General features: G+C 58.0%; 18 protein-coding genes and 1 riboswitch. Of the genes, 13 read left to right on the top strand and 5 right to left on the bottom strand.

The window, feature by feature from the left end:
- A complete protein-coding gene (locus ACSIPU_RS01475) occupies positions 1-3108 on the top strand; it encodes a multidrug efflux RND transporter permease subunit (protein ID WP_016809024.1) in 3108 nt (1035 codons plus the stop codon).
- 11 nt (positions 3109-3119) lie between these two features.
- Positions 3120-3737, top strand: a complete 618-nt coding sequence (locus ACSIPU_RS01470) for a TetR/AcrR family transcriptional regulator (protein WP_004112966.1) — start codon at positions 3120-3122, stop codon at positions 3735-3737.
- Positions 3738-3836: 99 nt separating this feature from the next.
- Here ACSIPU_RS01470 and ACSIPU_RS01465 read toward each other — a convergent pair whose 3' ends face one another.
- The gene (locus ACSIPU_RS01465; RefSeq protein ID WP_023320945.1) at positions 3837-4397 is read right to left on the bottom strand and encodes an RNA polymerase sigma factor; all 561 of its coding nucleotides are present in this window, start codon (positions 4395-4397) and stop codon (positions 3837-3839) included.
- Positions 4398-4402: 5 nt separating this feature from the next.
- The gene (locus ACSIPU_RS01460; RefSeq protein ID WP_004112965.1) at positions 4403-4828 is read right to left on the bottom strand and encodes a hypothetical protein; all 426 of its coding nucleotides are present in this window, start codon (positions 4826-4828) and stop codon (positions 4403-4405) included.
- A gap of 198 nt (positions 4829-5026) precedes the next feature.
- Here ACSIPU_RS01460 and ykgR point away from each other — a divergent pair, with 198 nt between their 5' ends.
- Positions 5027-5128 carry a small membrane protein YkgR gene (ykgR, locus tag ACSIPU_RS01455; protein ID WP_004102022.1) on the top strand — a complete coding sequence of 34 codons (102 nt, stop codon included), beginning with the start codon at positions 5027-5029 and terminating at the stop codon, positions 5126-5128.
- A gap of 60 nt (positions 5129-5188) precedes the next feature.
- Here the strand turns inward: ykgR and ACSIPU_RS01450 are convergent, their stop codons facing one another.
- Positions 5189-6331, bottom strand: a complete 1143-nt coding sequence (locus ACSIPU_RS01450) for an alpha/beta hydrolase (protein ID WP_004102018.1) — start codon at positions 6329-6331, stop codon at positions 5189-5191.
- Between the two features lie 167 nt (positions 6332-6498).
- Here ACSIPU_RS01450 and ACSIPU_RS01445 point away from each other — a divergent pair, with 167 nt between their 5' ends.
- The 9 genes from ACSIPU_RS01445 (at position 6499) to ACSIPU_RS01405 (ending at position 16507) form a co-directional block, all read left to right on the top strand.
- The gene (locus ACSIPU_RS01445; protein WP_016809028.1) at positions 6499-7533 is read left to right on the top strand and encodes a LacI family DNA-binding transcriptional regulator; all 1035 of its coding nucleotides are present in this window, start codon (positions 6499-6501) and stop codon (positions 7531-7533) included.
- Positions 7534-7717: 184 nt separating this feature from the next.
- A complete protein-coding gene (locus ACSIPU_RS01440; protein ID WP_023320944.1) occupies positions 7718-8641 on the top strand; it encodes a TIM barrel protein in 924 nt (307 codons plus the stop codon).
- A gap of 14 nt (positions 8642-8655) precedes the next feature.
- A complete protein-coding gene (locus ACSIPU_RS01435) occupies positions 8656-9828 on the top strand; it encodes a Gfo/Idh/MocA family protein (RefSeq protein WP_023320943.1) in 1173 nt (390 codons plus the stop codon).
- A gap of 206 nt (positions 9829-10034) precedes the next feature.
- Positions 10035-10136: riboswitch (TPP riboswitch) on the top strand.
- A 69-nt stretch (positions 10137-10205) separates the two neighbouring features.
- Entirely contained in the window at positions 10206-10901 is a 696-nt protein-coding gene (locus tag ACSIPU_RS01430) for a TenA family protein (protein WP_004102013.1), read from the top strand.
- Positions 10898-11626, top strand: a complete 729-nt coding sequence (locus ACSIPU_RS01425; RefSeq protein ID WP_032726092.1) for an ABC transporter ATP-binding protein — start codon at positions 10898-10900, stop codon at positions 11624-11626. The genes ACSIPU_RS01430 and ACSIPU_RS01425 overlap by 4 nt, the downstream gene beginning before the upstream one ends.
- A complete protein-coding gene (locus tag ACSIPU_RS01420; RefSeq protein ID WP_032746075.1) occupies positions 11623-12363 on the top strand; it encodes an ABC transporter permease in 741 nt (246 codons plus the stop codon). The genes ACSIPU_RS01425 and ACSIPU_RS01420 overlap by 4 nt, the downstream gene beginning before the upstream one ends.
- Before the next feature lie 24 nt (positions 12364-12387).
- Complete coding sequence (locus tag ACSIPU_RS01415; RefSeq protein WP_004102010.1) at positions 12388-13323, top strand: ABC transporter substrate-binding protein; 936 nt, start codon at positions 12388-12390, stop codon at positions 13321-13323.
- 307 nt (positions 13324-13630) lie between these two features.
- Positions 13631-15016 carry a diaminobutyrate--2-oxoglutarate transaminase gene (locus tag ACSIPU_RS01410; protein WP_017145898.1) on the top strand — a complete coding sequence of 462 codons (1386 nt, stop codon included), beginning with the start codon at positions 13631-13633 and terminating at the stop codon, positions 15014-15016.
- Between the two features lie 9 nt (positions 15017-15025).
- Positions 15026-16507, top strand: coding sequence for a pyridoxal phosphate-dependent decarboxylase family protein (locus ACSIPU_RS01405; protein WP_160886463.1), 1482 nt, complete (start codon positions 15026-15028; stop codon positions 16505-16507).
- Positions 16508-16813: 306 nt separating this feature from the next.
- Here the strand turns inward: ACSIPU_RS01405 and ACSIPU_RS01400 are convergent, their stop codons facing one another.
- Positions 16814-17596 (bottom strand): SDR family NAD(P)-dependent oxidoreductase, encoded by a 783-nt coding sequence (locus tag ACSIPU_RS01400; protein WP_032746078.1) that lies wholly within the window; start codon positions 17594-17596, stop codon positions 16814-16816.
- A 114-nt stretch (positions 17597-17710) separates the two neighbouring features.
- Between ACSIPU_RS01400 and ACSIPU_RS01395 the strand changes: the two genes are divergently transcribed.
- Positions 17711-18259 (top strand): TetR/AcrR family transcriptional regulator, encoded by a 549-nt coding sequence (locus tag ACSIPU_RS01395; RefSeq protein WP_016809038.1) that lies wholly within the window; start codon positions 17711-17713, stop codon positions 18257-18259.
- A gap of 2 nt (positions 18260-18261) precedes the next feature.
- On the opposite strand, the gene ACSIPU_RS01390 is transcribed toward ACSIPU_RS01395, so the two are convergent.
- The gene (locus tag ACSIPU_RS01390) at positions 18262-19005 is read right to left on the bottom strand and encodes a glutamine amidotransferase (protein ID WP_064355563.1); all 744 of its coding nucleotides are present in this window, start codon (positions 19003-19005) and stop codon (positions 18262-18264) included.
- Positions 19006-19093: the final 88 nt, after the last annotated feature.

The following is a 19093-nucleotide window of genomic DNA, read 5'->3' as shown; positions in this document are numbered from 1 at the left end:
ATGCTGGCTCGCTTTTTTGTGTTTCGCCCGGTTTTTGCCGCCGTCATCGCTATCTGTATTATGGCGACCGGCGCTTTCGCCCTGCTGACCCTGCCCGTCGAACAATATCCGGATATTGCTCCTCCCGGCGTCAACGTCACCGCCAACTACCCCGGCGCCTCGGCTGAAACCGTTGAAGACAGCGTGACCCAGGTGCTGGAGCAGCAGATTAAAGGCATCGACGGCCTGCTCTATTTTTCCTCCAGCAGCAGTTCAGCAGGCCAGGCGCGTATTAGTCTCAGTTTCGATCAACGCATTGATCCCGATATGGCGCAGGTGCAGGTACAAAATGCCGTTAATCAGGCCATTACGCGTTTGCCTCAAGAGGTGCAGCAGCAAGGCCTTACGGTAACCAAGTCACAGGGTGACAGCCTGATGGTGGTGGCCCTGTACGATCAAACGCGAACGCTAACCAGCCTTGATATCAGCGACTTTCTCGTTAGCTCCCTGCAGGAGCCGCTGAGCCGGGTGGAAGGCGTGGGGGAAACGACCGTTTTCGGCGCCCAGTACGCAATGCGCATCTGGCTCAATCCGCTGCAGCTGAACGGCTACGGTTTGATGCCCTCCGACGTGCAGGCCGCCGTCGAGGCGCAGAATTCTCAGGTCACCAGCGGCGAAATTGGTTCACTGCCTACGCTGGAGGGGCAGTATCTGAACGCGACGGTCACCGCGCAGTCCCGCCTTGAGCATCCCGAACAGTTTGAAAACATTATTCTGCGCACCAACAGCGACGGCTCGGTGGTCTATCTGCGCGATGTCGCCCGGGTGGAGATCGGCGCGGAAAACTATCAAAACCAAACCACGCTCAACGGTTTCCCCTCAGCCGGAATCTCAATTCAGCTGGCCTCCGGGGCCAACGCGCTGGAGACGGCGGAGAAGATCCGGACAGAAGTCGAACGCCTGACGCCCCGCTTTCCGCAGGGCGTTGTCGCCGCTTATCCGCGCGACAGCACGCCGTTCGTGACGGTCTCTATCGAAAGCGTAGTGCGCACGCTGATTGAGGCGATTCTTTTTGTGGTGGCGGTCATGTATCTCTTTCTCCAGAGCTGGCGGGCAACGCTGATCCCGACCCTCACGGTGCCGGTCGTCCTGCTCGGTACCTTCGGCATCCTTAGCCTGCTGGGCTACAGCATCAATACGCTCACCCTCTTCGCGATGGTTCTGGCAATCGGTCTGCTGGTTGATGACGCTATCGTGGTGGTGGAGAACGTTGAACGCCTGATGGTGGAAGAGGATCTTACCCCGCTTGAAGCCACGCTGCGCTCGATGAATGAGATAACCGGCGCGCTGATTGGCATCGCGCTGGTACTCTCGGCGGTTTTTATCCCGATGGCGTTTTTCGGCGGCTCGGTGGGGATTATCTACCGGCAGTTCAGCGTGACCATCGTTTCGGCGATGGTGCTTTCCGCGCTGGTCGCACTGACCCTGACGCCGACGCTGTGCGCCCATCTGCTCAAACCCGGCCATCTTAAAAAAGGGCCGTTCTTCTCCGGTTTCAACCGCGGCGTCGCCGCCACTCAGAATCGTTACCTGGCGATTCTCCGGCGGATAGCGGTCCGCCCCTTCCGCTTTGTATTGCTGGCCCTGGCGCTGACGTTTTTGATGCTCTGGCAGTATCAGAAACTGGCTGGCGGCTTTCTGCCGGAAGAGGATCAGGGCGCGGTGATGGTTCAGTTTACGCTTCCCTCCGGCTCGCCGATGTCGATGACCGAAGAGGTCGGCGCGGAAATTAGCCGCTATTTCATGAGCGAGGAAGAGAATAACCTCAACGTCATCTTTATGGTTACCGGCAGAAATAACGCCGGCAGCGGGCAGAACGTCGGCATGGCCTTCGCCGAACTCAAGCACTGGGATGCGCGTCCCGGAGAACAGAACAGCGCTCAGGCGATCATTGCCCGGGCGAACCAGTACTTTGTTAAAACCTCCCGGCTGGCCAGCATCAGCGTGATGTCGCCACCCACTGTGCGCGGGCTCGGGCAGTCGAGCGGCTTTGAACTCTGGCTACAGGATAGCGCGCAAAACGGCAGCCCGTCGCTCATCGAGGCGCAAAACACCCTGCTCGCTGCCGCCAGACAACAGCCAGAGCTGGATGCGGTGCGCATTAACAGCCTGGAGGAGAAGGCGCAGCTGCAGGTCGATGTTGACAGACAGAAAGCGCAGGCCCAGGGGTTAGATCAGGCCGCGATAAACAGCACTCTCTCTGCGGCCTGGGGCGGCGTGTACATTAACGACTTTATCGATCGCGGGCGCGTCAAGCGCGTGTACATGCAGGGAGACGCAGCCTGGCGTTCGACGCCGGAAAACTTATCCGCCTGGTTTGTCCGCGGCGACAGCAACAACATGGCCTCCTTCGACAGCTTCTCATCCTGGCGCTGGACCACCGGGCCGCAGATGCTTCAGCGTTTTAACGGACTGTCAGCCGTGCAGTTCCAGGGCAATGCGGCATCGGGCGTCAGCTCCGGTTCGGCGATGGCGGAAATGGCCGAACTGGTGGGCACGCTGAGTGGGTTTGATCTGCAATGGAGCGGTTTGTCCTGGCAGGAGCAGGCCTCTTCAGTGCAAACGCTATGGGTATATCTGGCCTCGCTGGCCTTTATGTTTTTGTGTCTGGCCGCCTTGTATGAAAGCTGGTCGATTCCGGTCGCCGTACTGCTGATCGTGCCGTTGGGGATTCTGGGGGCCGTGAGCGCGTCGCTGCTCGCCGGATATGAAAACGATATCTACTTCCAGGTCGGTATGCTGACGACCATGGGGCTTTCCGCCAAAAATGCGATTCTGATCGTTGAATTTGCGCTGGCGCAGTTTCAGCAAGGAAAAACCTTATCCGACGCGGCGCTGGAGGGCGCTCGTCTGCGCTTACGCCCCATCATTATGACCTCACTTGCATTTGTTGTCGGCGTTATCCCTCTGGTACTCTCTACCGGTGCCGGCGCTTCCAGCCAACGAGAGATTGGCACCGCGGTGATCGGCGGTATGCTCACCGGGACGCTGCTGACCTTGCTCTTCGTTCCACTCTTTTTCCTGCTGGTACAGCAAGGAATGATGCGCCTTAAAGGGCGCAAACGGTAAGGACTCAATTGATGGGAAATCAACGCGGGCGGCCAATGAAAGCCCGCCCACGCATTTTACAAACCGCCCGCGAGCTGTTTCTCAGGCACGGGCTTGATGTGTCGCTGGATACGATTGCCGCCGAAGCGGGAACCTCGCGGCCGACGCTCTACAGTCATTTCCCCGGCGGTAAAGACGCGCTGCTGCTGGAGACATTTGCGTTTCTCAATGACACCATGCAGCCGCCTCTGCGCCAGCTTTTGCAGGAGCGTCAGCAGGATTTTCCCGCGCTGCTGCGCGGGTTTGCGAAAGTGGTGCAAGCGCACTTTTATGCGCCGGAGAATATTCACTTTCAACGCCTGCTGATCCAGGTGCTGGTGCAAAAGCCCGAACTCTACGTCACGCTCGAACAGCGCCCCTCAGGGCGCGTTTTGCAGGCACTGAGCGAGATACTGGCGCAGAAAAAAAACGAAGGTTTGCTGACCATCAGCGATCCGGAGCTCGAAGCAACGGCGTTTCTCGGCGCGATTATGGGCTATCCGCTGCCGGGGGCCTTAATTGCGCAAAAAGCGGTGGAGCCGGAGAAGCTGGAACAGCTCGCGGAGTGCGCGATTACCGTCTTTCTCAAGGCCTGGGGCTACGGGCCATAATCCAGGTTTACGCAGCCACTTTCAGGCCTGTCGCCGCCCTTATTCTGCTAAGCGGATAAAGACCAGGTCTTCGGCCCCGCGCCAGAGGCCGAAGAAAGACTAATCGGCGAGCAGATCGTCATACAGCGCGCGCAGGCGGGTTCGCAGGTAAAGTACCGCTTTATGCTTACGCGACAGCAGCGCCTGCTCGCTTGCGCCGGTCTCTTCGGCCAGCTCCCGATAGCTGTAGCCCTGCAGTTCGGTTTTCTCGAATGCTTCGCGCTGGGCGGGCGGCAGTTCCGCGAGCGCCTGGTTTACCGCCTCCCAGAGCAGCGTTTTCAGATACGCCTCCTCCGGCGTTTGCGCAACGCCAAATAGCGTCTCGGCCAGCTCATCCTCCGGAAAGGCACCCTCTTCTTCCTCGCTGAAATCGCCTGCCAGCGGCAGCTCACGCTTTTTTCTCGCCCTGTCGGTCATCTCGTTTCGCGCGGCCCGGAACAGCCAGGCGGCAATATTCTCCACCGGTTGCTCGACGCGGATCAGCTGATAAGTCACTTCCTGCAGGATATCGTCCGCCTCATCCCGTTGCGGGATCCGGGCGCGAATAAACGCCTTCAGCTTCGTCCGGCAGGCGTCGAGAGCGGAAATCAGCCGCGATGGCGTCGCGATGCCGTTTTTCATTGCGCTCACTCGGGATCCGTATTTTTCACCGCAGGCTCCTGCTGCGGCGCATTTTCGCTACGACGATCGCGCCAGCCGCAGTGGCCACGATGCCCGCGATGACCAAAGCGCTGTACAAACTCATCGCGCTGCTCGGGACTCATCTTCATCCAGCGTTCATGCATTCGACGCCGCGCGTGTCCCATACCGAACATTCCCGGGCGAAAACCGAGACCGCCAAACAGGATCCGCGACAGCGCCAGAAGACCTAACGCCTGCCAGAAGCCGATGCTCTTTACCCCAAGGATAGCGGGCAGTAGCGCATTCCATAGCGACATGACCAGCAGCCCGAGAACGATGATTAACGCCGCGCCGATGAGAAGCGGTTTTGCCATTCTGTGGTCACCAAAACGGTGCTGATGGCGCTGCTCGCGCCTGTCGAAATCTCTCATGCTTTGTATACCTCATAACGCTTGTGAATAGTAACCTGTGCAGAGGTAGACGAATGAGCGGACAAAATATTGCTAACAATATTTAAAAATCGACACACTTTATTTGTACGACAAATATTATTGTGTGATCTTCATCACCTTTCGGTGCGGGCGGCGGCGGTAACGTTACCCGGTGATTCATCGAAAAAAGAGGAACTTATGAAGGCAGTAAAATCATTAAAAGCAGACTGGGCAATTATTACGCTGATGATTGTTGTCGCGGTCGTTATGTATGGCTATCTGATCCCCAAATACTGGTAATCGACGTCATACCTGCGCTGAACCGCCCCATCGCTCAGGGCGGCTCATCGACCCTCGCCATTACCGCTTATCGTTGAGCGTCTTAATCAAAAACGGCACCGAGTCGCGCAATGACGGGTTAACCGTTCCGCTATGATCCAGCCCCTCATAAATATGCACGTCCGCCCGGGTTCCCGCGCTTTTAACCGCATCCGCAAAGCGTTTTTGCATCGCCGTCGGGACGTTGATATCGACGCTGCCTATACCGATAAATACCGGATGATCGATTTTTAGCGTCGGGTAGAGCATGGTTTCTACGCTGGCGTTTAACAGCGAATCCACTCCCGGCTTGAGGGCATTCGCCGCATTGAGACCGGCCTTCATCACCTCATCGTTGAGCGGCGTAATGCATAAATGGTTCGCCTCTTTCAGCAGCGGTAGCGCTTTGTCCTGGAAATAGTCGGCGGGATTGAGCTGCGGGTTGCTGTCGGCAGCTGAAAGATAAATATAGAAAATATACGGAATTTTCGGATCGCCGCCGCTCGGCGCTTTGCCGCCTGCCGGCGGAAGAATGTCGGCTGCGGTGGTCCCTTTTTCAAAATAAGGCGTACCGGTCAGCACCGTTGCGCGAATATTAAGCTCGGGTGCATATTGCGGCTGATAGCCGGCGCTGGCGAAGGCGGCATGCGCCCCTTGCGACTGTCCTACCAGAATAAGTTCATTTTTGAGCGGAAACTGTTTCAGGGCGGCGCGAACGCTGTCAAGTACGCTCCACGCTTCGCCGCGGGCGTTCAGATAGTGGTGCAGCCCGGACGAGCCCAGACCGGCATAATCCGGCGCGACCACCGCATAGCCCAGCGACAGCCAGGTGTTCAGATACTGCTTATCGCGATCGCTGCGCGGGTTTAACGACGGCGCGCAGTGATTCGCCACGCCAACGGTACCGTGAGCCCAGACCACCACCGGCCATCCCCCTTCCGGCGTGGCGCCAAAGGGAATAAAGACCGCCGCGGTATCTTCGCGCGCGGTTTTACCGTTCACGCCGCTGTGGGAAGGATAACGCAGAAAATATTGCTTAGCCGCTTCGCTTAACCCGTTCTCCGCGCTGAGCGGAGAGACGGCATCGGTGCTGTCGGTAGCGGCGCTAGCCGGAACAGCGCTCATGGAAAGCAATAGCAGCGCAGAGGTGGCGGTAAGGAATTTTTTTGAGAGGGAATAAGTCATGACATCCTGTTCCATAATGGGGATGCACTTAGTGTAGACCCTGGCGCCTGAATACCAGCTCAATGAAGCGGGTCATTTTGCTGATTTGCATAAACCCTGAGTGGCTTCGCTTTTTATCCGCCACAATAATGATAGATTTTTATCAATCACCTCACAGGAAGAGAACAATGTCAGCGAAAAAAGTCACCATGAAGGATATAGCCAGAGACGCCAGAGTCGGTATCGCGACGGTGGACAGAGTGTTGAATAAACGAACTCCCGTGAAAGAGAGCACCGAACGTAAAGTGCTTGAGTCCGCCAGGCGCTTAGGCTTTGCGCTCGAACAATCGCAGTATCGGCTGGCAGCCGGTCAGTCGGCGATCCCGCTGAGAATGGGGTTCATCCTGCTGCAGGAGTCGCACTCGTTTTACCATCAGCTGGCGCAGGCGCTTGAGCAGGCGGCATTGCCCTGGCATAGTCCGGCACAGGCGCCGGTGTTTCTGCATTATGACATTAACGCCATTGACGACATGGTTGCCGCAATCGCCCGCCTCAGCGAAGAGGTTGACGCAATCGGTATTGTGGCGCTGGATAATCCGCTTATCCGCCATGCCGTTGCTCAGGCCGTTGATAAAGGCGTGCGCGTCTTTACCCTGCTCTCCGATATGAGCATCCCGCAACGCACCGGCTACATTGGGCTGGATAATCAGAAAGCGGGCCGCACCGCCGGTTGGGCGGTGGACAGGCTGTGTCATGGAAGCGGCGAAATCGGCATTATCGTCGGCGATAACCGATTTATTTGTCAGGAAAGCTGCGAGATAAGTTTCCGTTCCTACCTGCGCGAACATGGCAAAGGCGACCGGGTGCTGGAGCCTGTACGCAGCCACGAACGCGCCGATATCGCCCGCCGGGTGACGGAGGAGATGCTGCAGCGTTATCCCGATCTGGAGGCCATCTACGCGCCCTGCGGCGGCGTGGAAGGGATTATCGCCGCGCTGCATGCGCATCAGCGTCAGCATCAGGTCACGCTGATTTGTCATGGCCCGGTAGACCACGGCGAGCTGGCGCTAATCGACGGGACAATCGATCTCATGCTGGCTCATCGGCTTGCCGAATTCGCCTCAGCGACCGTCGACGCCTTTGTCCAGTGCGCTCACCAGCCGCAGGCGACGTTTATTAACGCCCTGCAGCCTTTTGATTTACTCACCAAAGAAAACCTCTGATCGGCGAAAGCGCGGGTATATTCTCCGCGCTCCGCTTCAGCGCTATATTTGATAAAAAACTATCAATTAAGACATCAAAATAAACCTTGAATTCCATCAAAGAATTTAAATTTCATGATTGTTGAAGATGAAATTTTCATTCAATACTGGTCATGTTTTCTCCTCATCTGAAAAGGAAGCCATCATGACCATACATATTGCCAACGCGCCGTGCAGCTGGGGCGTCGATGATCCCAAAAATCCTTACCTGCCGCCGTGGACCAAGGTGCTGGAAGAGGCGGCGACGGCCGGTTATAAAAGTATTGAACTGGGGCCGTGGAGCTATCTGCCGACCCGAGCCGATGAACTCAGCGCCGCGCTGAATAAACAGGGGCTGTCGCTGGTGGCCGGAACGATCTTTGACGATCTGGTCAGCGAAGAGAACTTTGCGAACATTGTCGCACTGACGCATAACATTTGCCGCAACCTGTCGCAGGTTCCATCGGCGGAAAAGACGCCGGGCAACCTCTTCCAGCCGCCTTATCTGGTGATTATTGATTTTGGCAATCCGCTGCGGGCGAAATACGCCGGACACAGCGAACTGGCGCCCCGCCTCTCTCCCGCCGACTGGCAGCGGATGATCGGCCATATTATTACCATCAGCCAACTGGCGTGGCAGGAGTACGGCGTTCGTCCGGTTATCCATCCTCACGCCGGCGGCTGCATCGAGTTTGCCGACGAAATCGACCTGCTCGCGGCGCAAATCCCCCATGATGTTGCCGGATTGTGTCTCGACACCGGCCATCTCTTCTATTCGGGTATGGACCCCATCAGCTGGCTGGATCGCCATTTTGAACGCCTTGACTACCTGCACTTTAAAGATGTCGATCCGCAGGTATTCAGGAGCGTAATTTCCCGCGGTATCGACTTCTTCTCTGCCTGCGCGGAGGGCGTGATGTGTCCGCTCGGCAGCGGCGCCATTGATTATCCGGCGGTGCGCGCCTTTCTCGACAAACGCGGCTATCAAGGCTGGATCACCATTGAGCAAGAGCGCGACCCGCGCAACGTCGAGGGCAGCCTTAAGGCGGTCACGGAAAGCCTGCGCTACCTGCATTCGGTTGGTTTTTAATCGGGAGATGAAACATGATTAACGGTATTAAACCTGTTGGCCGGTCGTTACGCTGGGGTATGGTGGGCGGCGGCGGAAGCAGCCAGATTGGTTATATTCACCGCTCCGCGGCGCTGCGCGACGGCACGTTTACCCTGCTGGCAGGGGCCTTCGATATTGACGCTCAGCGCGGGCGTGAGTTTGGCCAGCAGCTGGGCGTGGAGGCCGGGCGCTGTTACCCCGACTACGAAACGCTGTTTCGCGAAGAGGCCGCGCGGGAGGACGGTATTGAAGCCGTTTCCATCGCTACGCCGAACAATACCCACTACGCCATTTGCCGCGCAGCGCTGGAGGCCGGATTGCATGTGGTCTGCGAAAAACCGCTCTGTTTTACCGGCGAAGAGGCCGATGCGCTGGTGGCCCTGAGCGAAAAACAGCGCAAAATCGTCGGCGTGACTTACGGCTACGCCGGTCATCAGCTGATTCTGCAGGCGCGGCAGATGATTGAGCAGGGGCTGCTGGGCGAGATCCGCATTATCAATATGCAGTTCGCCCACGGTTTTCATAACCAGCCTGTGGAGCAGGAAAACCCCAGTACCCGCTGGCGAGTGGACCCGAAGTTTGTTGGCCCCAGCTACGTTCTGGGCGATCTCGCCACTCACCCGCTGTTTCTGGCGGAGACCATGGCGCCGAAGCTCAATATCACTCGCCTGATGTGCTCCCGCCAGAGCTTTGTCAAAAGCCGCGCGCCGCTGGAGGATAACGCGCATGTGCTGATGGAGTACGACAACGGCGCCGTGGGTTCGATGTGGTGCTCGGCGGTCAACAGCGGCTCAATGCACGGGCAGAAAGTCCGTATCGTCGGAGAAAAAGCCAGCCTTGAGTGGTGGGATGAACAGCCGAATCAGCTGCGCTATGAGATTCAGGGCGAGCCGGTGCGCATTCTCGAACGCGGTATGCCCTATCTGGACCCGCTGGCTCTGCACGATGACCGGATCGGCGGTGGCCATCCCGAAGGGCTGTTTGAGGCCTGGTCGAATTTGTACCGCCGCTTCGCCATCGCCATGGATGCTACCGATCGTTGCGACACTGCTTTGCTGGAAAACTTCTGGTACCCGGATGCCAAAGCCGGTGCGCTCGGCGTGCATTGGGTTGAGAACTGCGTACGTTCAGCAGACAGTGGCGCCCGCTGGGTCGATTTCCATTAATCCATAAATAATATTTGCCGGGGGGGCGGCTGACGCCTTGCCCGGCCAAAGAGAATCGGGCCGTTCTGCGCCCGGCAAGACGCCAGCCGCCACCGGGCCAAAATGACGCACAACGGCCATTTATCGCAGTGTCTTAACGTGACAGTGTCACCAATTTTCGGCAAGTTCACAGCATTGTAATCAAAAAGCGAATGTCGTATAACAGGTGCCAAACCGAGGGGTGTCCCGTGAGGGCTGAGATGGCGTAAGCCGAACCCTTTGAACCTGATCTGGGTCATGCCAGCGAAGGGACGGGTCGGCATTTCCGCCAGTTTTGCGCCATTGCCTGTTCACACTTCATTCAGCACGCCCGGATCTCCCTATTATCAGGAGGTCCTGTGATTCTTCCCGCATTTACTCAGGGTATTTATGGTCGTCTGCGCCTGCAGGCCGGTGCTGACTGGCAGCGCTACGTCGCCCATCCCTTCCTGCGCCAGCTTGCCGATGGCACCCTTCCCGAACCCGCTTTTCGTCGCTATCTGACGCAGGACTACCTGTTCCTGATCCACTTTGCCCGCAGCTACGCGCTGCTGGTGAGCAAGCTGCGTACCCTCGCGGAAATGCGCGTTGCCGCCGCGTCCATGAACGCCATTCTCGACGAACTGCCGCTGCACGTCGGCTACTGTACGGGATGGGGGCTGGATGAAGCGACGATGGCGGCTGAAGAGGAAGCCGCTGAAACGGTAAATTATACCCGCTACGTACTGGACATTGGCCACGCCGGCGATGCGCTGGATCTACTGGCGGCGCTGATGCCCTGCGTGGCCGGCTATGCGGAAATCGGCCTCGGTCTGCTGCACGACCCGGCGACCCGGCTGACTGCCAACCCGTATGCCTCGTGGATCCGCAACTACGGTGATGAGGGCTACCTTAACGGCGTCAATGCAGCCTTAAACCTGCTGGAAACCCTCTGGCAGCAGCGCGGCGGCGAAGCGCGTTTTGCCGAACTCAGCGCCATTTTCACGACCGCTACGCGCCTGGAGGCTAACTTCTGGCAAATGGGCCTTAACGTCCTCGCGGAGCGCCAGGCGTGATGGCTCCCGGCATCGAAGTACGCGGACTGAGCCTGCGCTTTGGTTTGCGACCGATCTTCGACAATTTGACGTTTTCTATTCCCGGCGGCCAGTGGAGCTCGCTGCTGGGGGCCAGCGGCGCCGGTAAAACCAGCCTCCTGCGCATCATCTCCGGGCTGGCGAAAGCCTCTGGGGGCGAAGTTCGCGCCAGCGATGGCCTGCCGATTGCCGGACGCCTGGCGTGGATGGGGCAAAAAGATCTGCTTTACCCGTGGCTAAGCGTGCGCGACAACGTCTCGCTGGGGGCGCGCCTGCGCGGGGAGCGCATCGATCACCTGCGCGTCACCACGCTGCTACAGCAGGTTGGGCTTGAACACTGCGCCGATGACCGCCCGGCCGCTCTCTCCGGCGGCATGCGTCAGCGTGCGGCGCTGGCGCGTACGCTCTACGAAGACCGGCCCATCGTGCTGATGGACGAGCCCTTTTCCGCGCTCGACACGATTACCCGCACGCGTATTCAGTCCCTGGCCGCCCGGCTGTTGGTGAACCGGACCGTTGTACTGATCACCCACGATCCGATGGAAGCCTGCCGTCTGAGCCACCGTCTGCTCGTCCTTTCCCCGGCCCCCGGCGGGATTGACGACACGCATCGCTTGTCCGGCATACCGCCGCGCGCGCCGGACGATCCGGCGCTATTAGCCGGTCAGGCGGAGTTGCTGCAACAGCTGATAAGGGCTAACGAATGAGCGCAAAACTGTTTCGCGCCGCCGTGGTGTTCTGCGGCCTGCTCCTGATTTGGTGGCTGGTGACCCGCAGCGGCATTCCCGCCTTTCTGCTGCCTTCGCCTTCGGCGGTGGCAAGCGCCCTGTGGGTTAACCGCGCCTACCTCGGTGGGCACACGCTGATCACATTAAGCGAGATCCTCAGCGGTCTCGCGCTCGGCGTTCTGCTCGGCGTGATACTGGCGCTGTGCATGATTGTTTCGCCGCGCCTTCAGCGTTGGCTGATGCCGTTGGTGCTGACCAGCCAGGCGATCCCGGTCTTTGCCCTTGCCCCGCTGCTGGTACTGTGGTTCGGCTTCGGGATGAGCGCCAAGGTTATGATGGCGGTGCTGGTGATCTTCTTTCCCGTCACCTCGGCGTTTTTTGACGGGCTGCGCCGGGTTAACCAGGACTATCTTGACCTCGCGCGCACCATGGGCGCCTCTTTTGGCGCGCAGCTGCGCCACGTCCGCATGATGGCTGCCCTTCCGGCCCTCGGTTCCGGTCTGCGGATGGCGGCCGCCGTCGCGCCCATCGGGGCGATTATCGGCGAATGGGTCGGTTCAGCCGAAGGACTGGGCTACGTCATGCTTAACGCCAATGCCCGTCTGCAAACCGATATCTGCTTTGCAGCCCTGTTTATTCTGGTGCTACTGACCGTCCTGCTGTGGCTGGCGGTGGATGCTTTTTTACACCGGCTGATTAACTGGACGCCGGAATGACGCTCTTAAATAAAAGGACTAACCATGCGTAAACGTATTTATGCCGGTATCACGCTTGCCGCGCTGTTCAGCGGTCAGGCGCTGGCCAATGAAAAACTCACCCTGGTGCTGGACTGGTATATCAATCCCGACCACGCGCCGATCGTGGTGGCTGAACAGATTGGCGCCTTTAAAGAGGCGGGTCTGGACGTTAAAATTGTGCCACCGTCCGACCCGGCGCTGCCGCCGCGATTAGTCGCCGCCCGCCAGGCGGACCTGGCGATTACCTACCAGCCGCAGGTGCATTTTTTTGCCGATGAAGGTCTGCCGCTGGTCCGCGTCGGCACGCTGATTAATTCGCCGCTGAACACGGTGATCGCGCTGGATAAAAGCATCAAATCTCCCGCCGATCTGCAGGGCAAAAAAGTGGGGTATTCGGTAAGCGGAATCGAACAAGCGACGCTGGCCACTATGGCACAGCACGCGAAAATCGATCCCAAAAGCATCAAGCTCATCAATGTTAACTTTCAGCTGACCAGCGCCCTGCTGGCCGGACAGGTCGATGCGGTGATTGGCGGCTATCGTAATATCGAAGCGCTGGAACTGCAGCTTCAGGGGAAAGATCCGCAGGTGATGAACGTCGAGGATTACGGCGTCCCGGCCTACGATGAGCTGGTGATTGTCGCCAACCGGGACGACGTCAACGCGCCGAAAATCAGGACGTTCCTGCAAGCGCTGCAAAAAGGCGTTGCTTACCTTCGCGCTCATCCGCAGGAAACCTGGCAGGCGTTTGCCGACGCGCATCCTGAACTTAACACGGAGCTGAACAAGCAGGCCTGGCTGAAAACTCTTCCTCTGTTTGCCAGCGATCCGGCAGCGATGGATAAACCTCGTTATGAAGCTTATGAACAGTTTTTATATAACAACAAGTTGGTGAAAAAAGTCACACCTTTAACGAATTATGCGGTTGAACTGCACTAAGTCATACCATTGCTGGCGGAAATCTTTCGCCAGCAATAGCCAGGCGGCAGTAATAAAAATTGCGAGAATCCCTCACTAATAATTACAATTTTAAAGGTCTTTCATCCTTTAAAACACTTCTTTTTTATCAATGCGTTATGCGTTAATTTTGCAGTGTAAAAATAACGTAAATATAGCTTAATCAATAAAACGTTGAACGCGGTTCTAAAAAGCCATATATTGTGCCCGCTTTAATGCATGGCGATTCATTTTCTTACACCATTTTATTCAACCAGCGCTCAACCGTAACGCTGGTTGTGGGAGTGATATGATGACGGATAAAGTCCGTATTGATACTTTAGGCGCAGATTTATTAGATGCAAACAACGATACCTTTTTGGCCCGTCAGGCTGAATTCGAATCGAATGTCAGGAGCTACCCGCGCAAGCTGCCCCTTGCGATTACTAAAGCGGAAGGCGTCTGGCTGACCGATGCGGATAACAAACAGTATCTCGACTGCCTTGCCGGCGCAGGTACTCTGGCTCTCGGTCACAACCACCCTGATGTGCTGCAGAGCATCCAAAGTGTCATTACCAGCGGCTTGCCGTTACATACTCTCGATCTCACCACTCCGTTAAAAGATCGCTTCTCTGAATACCTGCTTTCCCTGCTGCCGGGCGAAGGTAAAGAATACTGCCTGCAGTTCACCGGTCCCTCCGGCGCTGACGCCGTAGAAGCGGCGCTGAAGCTGGCGAAAAAATACACCGGCCGTACTTCCGTGATCAGCTTCTCCGGCGGTTACCACGGGATGACCCACGGCGCGCTGTCCGTCACCGGTAACCTGTCGCCCAAAGCGGCGGTTAACGGCATGATGCCGGAAGTGCAGTTTATGCCTTACCCGCACCAGTACCGCTGCCCGCTGGGTATCGGCGGTGAAGCCGGCGTAAAAGCGCTGACCTACTACTTCGAAAACCTGATTAACGACGTCGAAAGCGGCGTGCGTAAACCGGCGGCGGTGATCCTTGAAGCCGTTCAGGGTGAAGGCGGCGTGAACCCGGCTCCGGTCGAGTGGCTGCAGCGCATCCGTAAAGTGACTCAGGAACACGGCATTCTGCTGATCGTCGATGAAGTTCAGGCGGGCTTTGCGCGTACCGGTAAATTCTTCGCCTTCGAACACGCGGGCATCGAGCCGGACATTATCGTGATGTCGAAAGCCGTCGGCGGCGGTCTGCCGCTGGCCGTTCTCGGTATCAAAAAGCAGTTCGACGCCTGGGAACCGGGTCACCACACCGGCACCTTCCGCGGCAACCAGCTGGCGATGGCGACCGGCCTGACCACCCTGCGCCACCTGAAAGACAATAACATTGCGGATAAAACCGCCGCTCAGGGCGAATGGCTGAAGGGCAAGCTGGCCGAGATGCAGAAACGCTATCCGGTGATTGGCCACGTTCGCGGTCTGGGCCTGATGATCGGTATTGAGATCGTTAAACCGAACGAAGCGCCGGATCACATGGGCTGCTACCCGGCGGACGGCGAACTCTCCGCCCTGCTGCAGAAGAAATGCTTCGAAGCGGGCGTGATCCTCGAGCGCGGCGGTCGCCACGGCTGCGTGCTGCGTCTGCTGCCGTCCCTGCTGATCAGCAACGCTGAGCTGGAAATTTTCTTCGACAAATTTGAACAGGCCCTGCTGGCCGCCGGCGTAAAACCGGTCTGAGTGGAGTAAGTGACCGCAATGTCCAAGTTGAATCCGATTCTTGCTGGTTCCGCACAGAGTATTGATGCCTATCAGCAAGCGATCGCCCAGACCAGCCAGGCTGTCGCGCAGTGGTTGCAGCAGCCTGAAATGTATCAGGGGAAAAGCGTTGACGAACTGCGTGAGCGCATCACCCTTGATTTCAACGAACAGGGTCTGGGCAACCAGGCGGCGATTGAACGTGCGATCGAGTACTTCCTGAAAGACAGCCTGTCGGTACATCACCCGCAGTGCGTGGCGCATCTACACTGCCCGAGCCTGGTGATTAGCCAGGCGGCGGAAGTGCTGATTAACGCCACCAACCAGAGCATGGATTCCTGGGATCAAAGCCCGTCAGCCACCATCATTGAGATCAAGCTGATTGAATGGCTGCGTGCGCAGGTCGGCTACGGCGCTGGCGATGCGGGCGTGTTCACCAGCGGCGGTACCCAGAGCAACATGATGGGGCTGATGCTGGCGCGCGATGCCTTCTTTGCCCGCCAGGGCCACTCCATCCAGCAGGATGGTCTGCCGGGCGATGTTCGTCGCTACAAAGTACTGTGTTCTGAAAATGCCCACTTCTCGGTGCAGAAGAACATGGCGCTGATGGGCCTCGGCTACCGTTCCGTGACGCTGGTGAAAACCGACCAATTCGCGCGGATGGACGTGGCGGACCTGAAAGCGAAAATCGCCGAGGCTCAGGCTAACGGCGAGCAGATTATGGCGATTGTCGCTACCGCTGGCACTACCGACGCGGGGGCCATTGACCCGCTGCGAGAAATCGCGGCTGTCGCGGCAGAGCATCAGATCTGGCTGCACGTTGACGCAGCCTGGGGCGGCGCGCTGCTGATGTCTGAGAAGTATCGCGATCGTCTGGACGGCATTGACTTAGTGGATTCCATCACTCTGGATTTCCATAAGCAGTTCTTCCAGACCATCAGCTGCGGCGCGTTTCTGTTAAAAGAAGCCCGTCACTACGAGCTGATGCGCTATCAGGCGGCCTATCTGAACTCTGAGTTCGATGAAGAGCATGGCGTACCGAACCTGGTGTCCAAATCGCTGCAGACCACCCGCCGCTTCGACGCGCTGAAGCTGTGGATGGGTCTTGAGGCGCTGGGCCAGAAGCAGTACGCGGAAATCATCGATCACGGCGTGACGATGGCGCTGAACGTAGCGGATTATGTCGAAACGCAGCCGACGCTGGAACTGGTGATGCAGCCGCAGCTGGCGAGCGTGCTGTTCCGTTCCCGTCCTCAGCAGATGGCGGGCAGCGACGACGCCGCCATCGCCCTGCTCAACCAGCGGGTTGGCGATGCGCTGCTGGCTTCCGGCCGCGCTAACGTCGGGGTGACCGAGCACAACGGCGTTACCTGCCTGAAGCTGACCTTGCTGAACCCGATCGTCACGTTAGATGACGTGAAGGTGCTCCTGAGCCTGGTCGATCGTACCGCCCAGGAGCTGCTGGCGCAGTAAGCTTTTCGCATTGACCACGAAAGCCGATAACTTACCTTATCGGCTTTTTTATTGGGTTTCGCCCTGATCTTGTGACGTTGTCACGTAATTTCCCGGGGGCGGCGCAAGGCGTCTGCCCGGGCTACAGCCCCGCAGACTGCTGAGGACGCATAGCCCGGACAGATGCGCAGCATCGCCTCCGGGAAATTCTGCCACTTCGGGCGCTTTCCCCGGAGGCGTTATATCTGCGCCGGACGTGCGATGGCGCGATGTTGTCGCACCGGGTATCGACTCTCCTTTCCGATACACGGTGAGACAAACAAACGATCAGGCGAGATAACGTGCCGCTGGCTCAGATTGCACGAAAGCGGGCAGCATAGCCTGACGCATCGCGTTAAGCATTTGCCACTGCGTTTCGTCCTGCAGCGGCGGTATGGTGACCAATTCGCGGCGGTCAAAACCGACCAGGGCGGCATCTACCAGTTTCTCCACCTCCATAACTCCGGGAATGGCGTTGACATCTTTACCGCTATGCTGCCAGATTTCGGTACGGGTGGCCGCAGGCAGTACCGCCTGCACGTATACGCCCTTCGCGCTTAGCTCAACGTCGAGCCCCTGCGAAAGAAACAGCACAAACGCTTTTGTCGCGCCATATACGGTCAGGCCCATTTCCGGGCCCAGCCCAACCACCGATGCAATATTGACGATGGCCCCTGCTCCGACCCGGGTCAGACGCGGTGCGATAGCGTTTGCCAGGCGGGTCACGGCAGTAACGTTGAGGGTAATCAGCCGAGTGATATCGGCGCTGCTCTGGTTAAGAAAATCGCCGGGTATCGACGTGCCGGCATTGTTAATCAGAATCCCAATTTGTGCGTCTTCCCGCAGTCGCTGCTCGACGGCGGTAATGTCGCTATCCTGAGTTAAGTCGGCCTGCAGGATGTCGACCTGAACGCCGGTTTCACCGCGCAGCCGCTCGGCCAGCGCCGTCAGCCGCTCGAGATGACGCGCAACGAGCACCAGGTCATGACCGCGGCGAGCAAAACGTTCGGCATAGACTGCGCCAATACCTGTCGATGCCCCGGTCACCAGTACTGCTGATTGACTACTCATAACGACACTCCTGAATTATACATGATGGTCGTCATGTATAATGGCACGAGCTGGGTAAGCTGTAAATATTGTTATATGATGGTCATCATAAATAATTTATCGCAGGAACGCGCCATGAGAGTGAGCAGAAAACAGGTTGAAGAGAATAAGCAGACAATCCTGACCGCCGCCGGCCGGTTGTTTCGTGAGCGCGGTTTTGACGCGGTCACGGTCACCGATATTATGAAATCAGCCGGTCTGACCCACGGCGGATTTTACGGCTACTTTAAATCGAAGGATGACCTGATCGCACAAACCCTTGCTGAACTGAAGATAGAGAGCGAAGCGGCGGATAACGACGTCGAATCGCTTATCGCACGTTATCTCTCACCCGAGCACCGGGATAATTTTGCCAGCGGTTGCCCGCTGGCAGCGCTGGCGGCGGAGACCATCCGCCAGTCTGAATCCGCACGCGATGAAATGACCGCGCGACTGCAGCAGCAGATAGCTTATCTCAGCGAAGCGATTAATGAGAAAAACCCGGAAAAGAGCCGTCGTGCGGCGATTGGCAACTGGTCTGCCATGGTCGGGGCGTTGATTCTGGCGCGAATGACCGCTGATTCGGCGTTTTCAGATGAAATCCTGCGAGAAACAGCGGCCTGGCTTGAGGAAAACCAGCGCTAACGTTACGCCGTTTCCCGATCCGGCGGCAGATAGCCGGCAACAAAGCGGGTCAAAATCGCCGAGGCCACCGGGCTTTCCTCAACCTCAAGGCTCAGCTTATCCGGGTCAATACCCTCGTTGCGCAGTGCCGCCTGACGGTACGCGATCAGCGAGCGGGCAATCGCCGGCGTGATTTCCGGGTGGAACTGGGTGGAGACGGCATGGGCGCCGTAGCGCACAATCTGGTGCGGATCGTGCTGCGACGAGGCCAGCACCGTCGCCCCCGGCGGTAATCGGGTGACCGTTTGCATATGGGTAAGATGCGCGCTGAACGGCGCCGGATGATCGGCCAGAAGACGATCCGCCCGCCCGCTTTCTGACAGCGAAATGGTTTTGCTTCCGGCCTCGCGCCCGGCAGGATGGTAATCCACCTCGCCGCCCAGCGCATGCGCCATCAGCTGATGCCCGTAGCAGACGCCGAACAGCGGCATCTCTATTGCCATTGCCTCGCGGATCCAGGCCGCGGTCATTTCGCTCCACGGCAGGCGTTCGGTCACCATATCCCATGAGCCGGTAATCACCGCGACGGTCGCGTTATCCGGCGCGGGAAGCGTCTCCCCGGCAAACACTCGCGCCACGCTGATTTTATTGCGCCACGGCGCCAGTAAATGAGCAAACCAGGAGGGAAGATCGCCGTGGTCGGAGGCGATTTCATCCGGCGGGGTGCCGGTCTGCACAATGAGAAGCGTATTTCGGCTTAACGACATCGGAGGGCCTTTTTTCACAACAACACAGAGTCCTACTATGAGCAAAAGCGCCAGCGGCGGCAAATAACCAATCCGCTAACGCTTATGC

Origin of the sequence: Klebsiella sp. HN106 (genome assembly GCF_051209435.1) — a bacterium.
GTDB classification, from domain to species: Bacteria; Pseudomonadota; Gammaproteobacteria; order Enterobacterales; family Enterobacteriaceae; genus Klebsiella; species Klebsiella oxytoca.
Note: the sequence above shows the minus strand (reverse complement) of the source record. Positions and strands in the feature narration are given on the sequence as shown.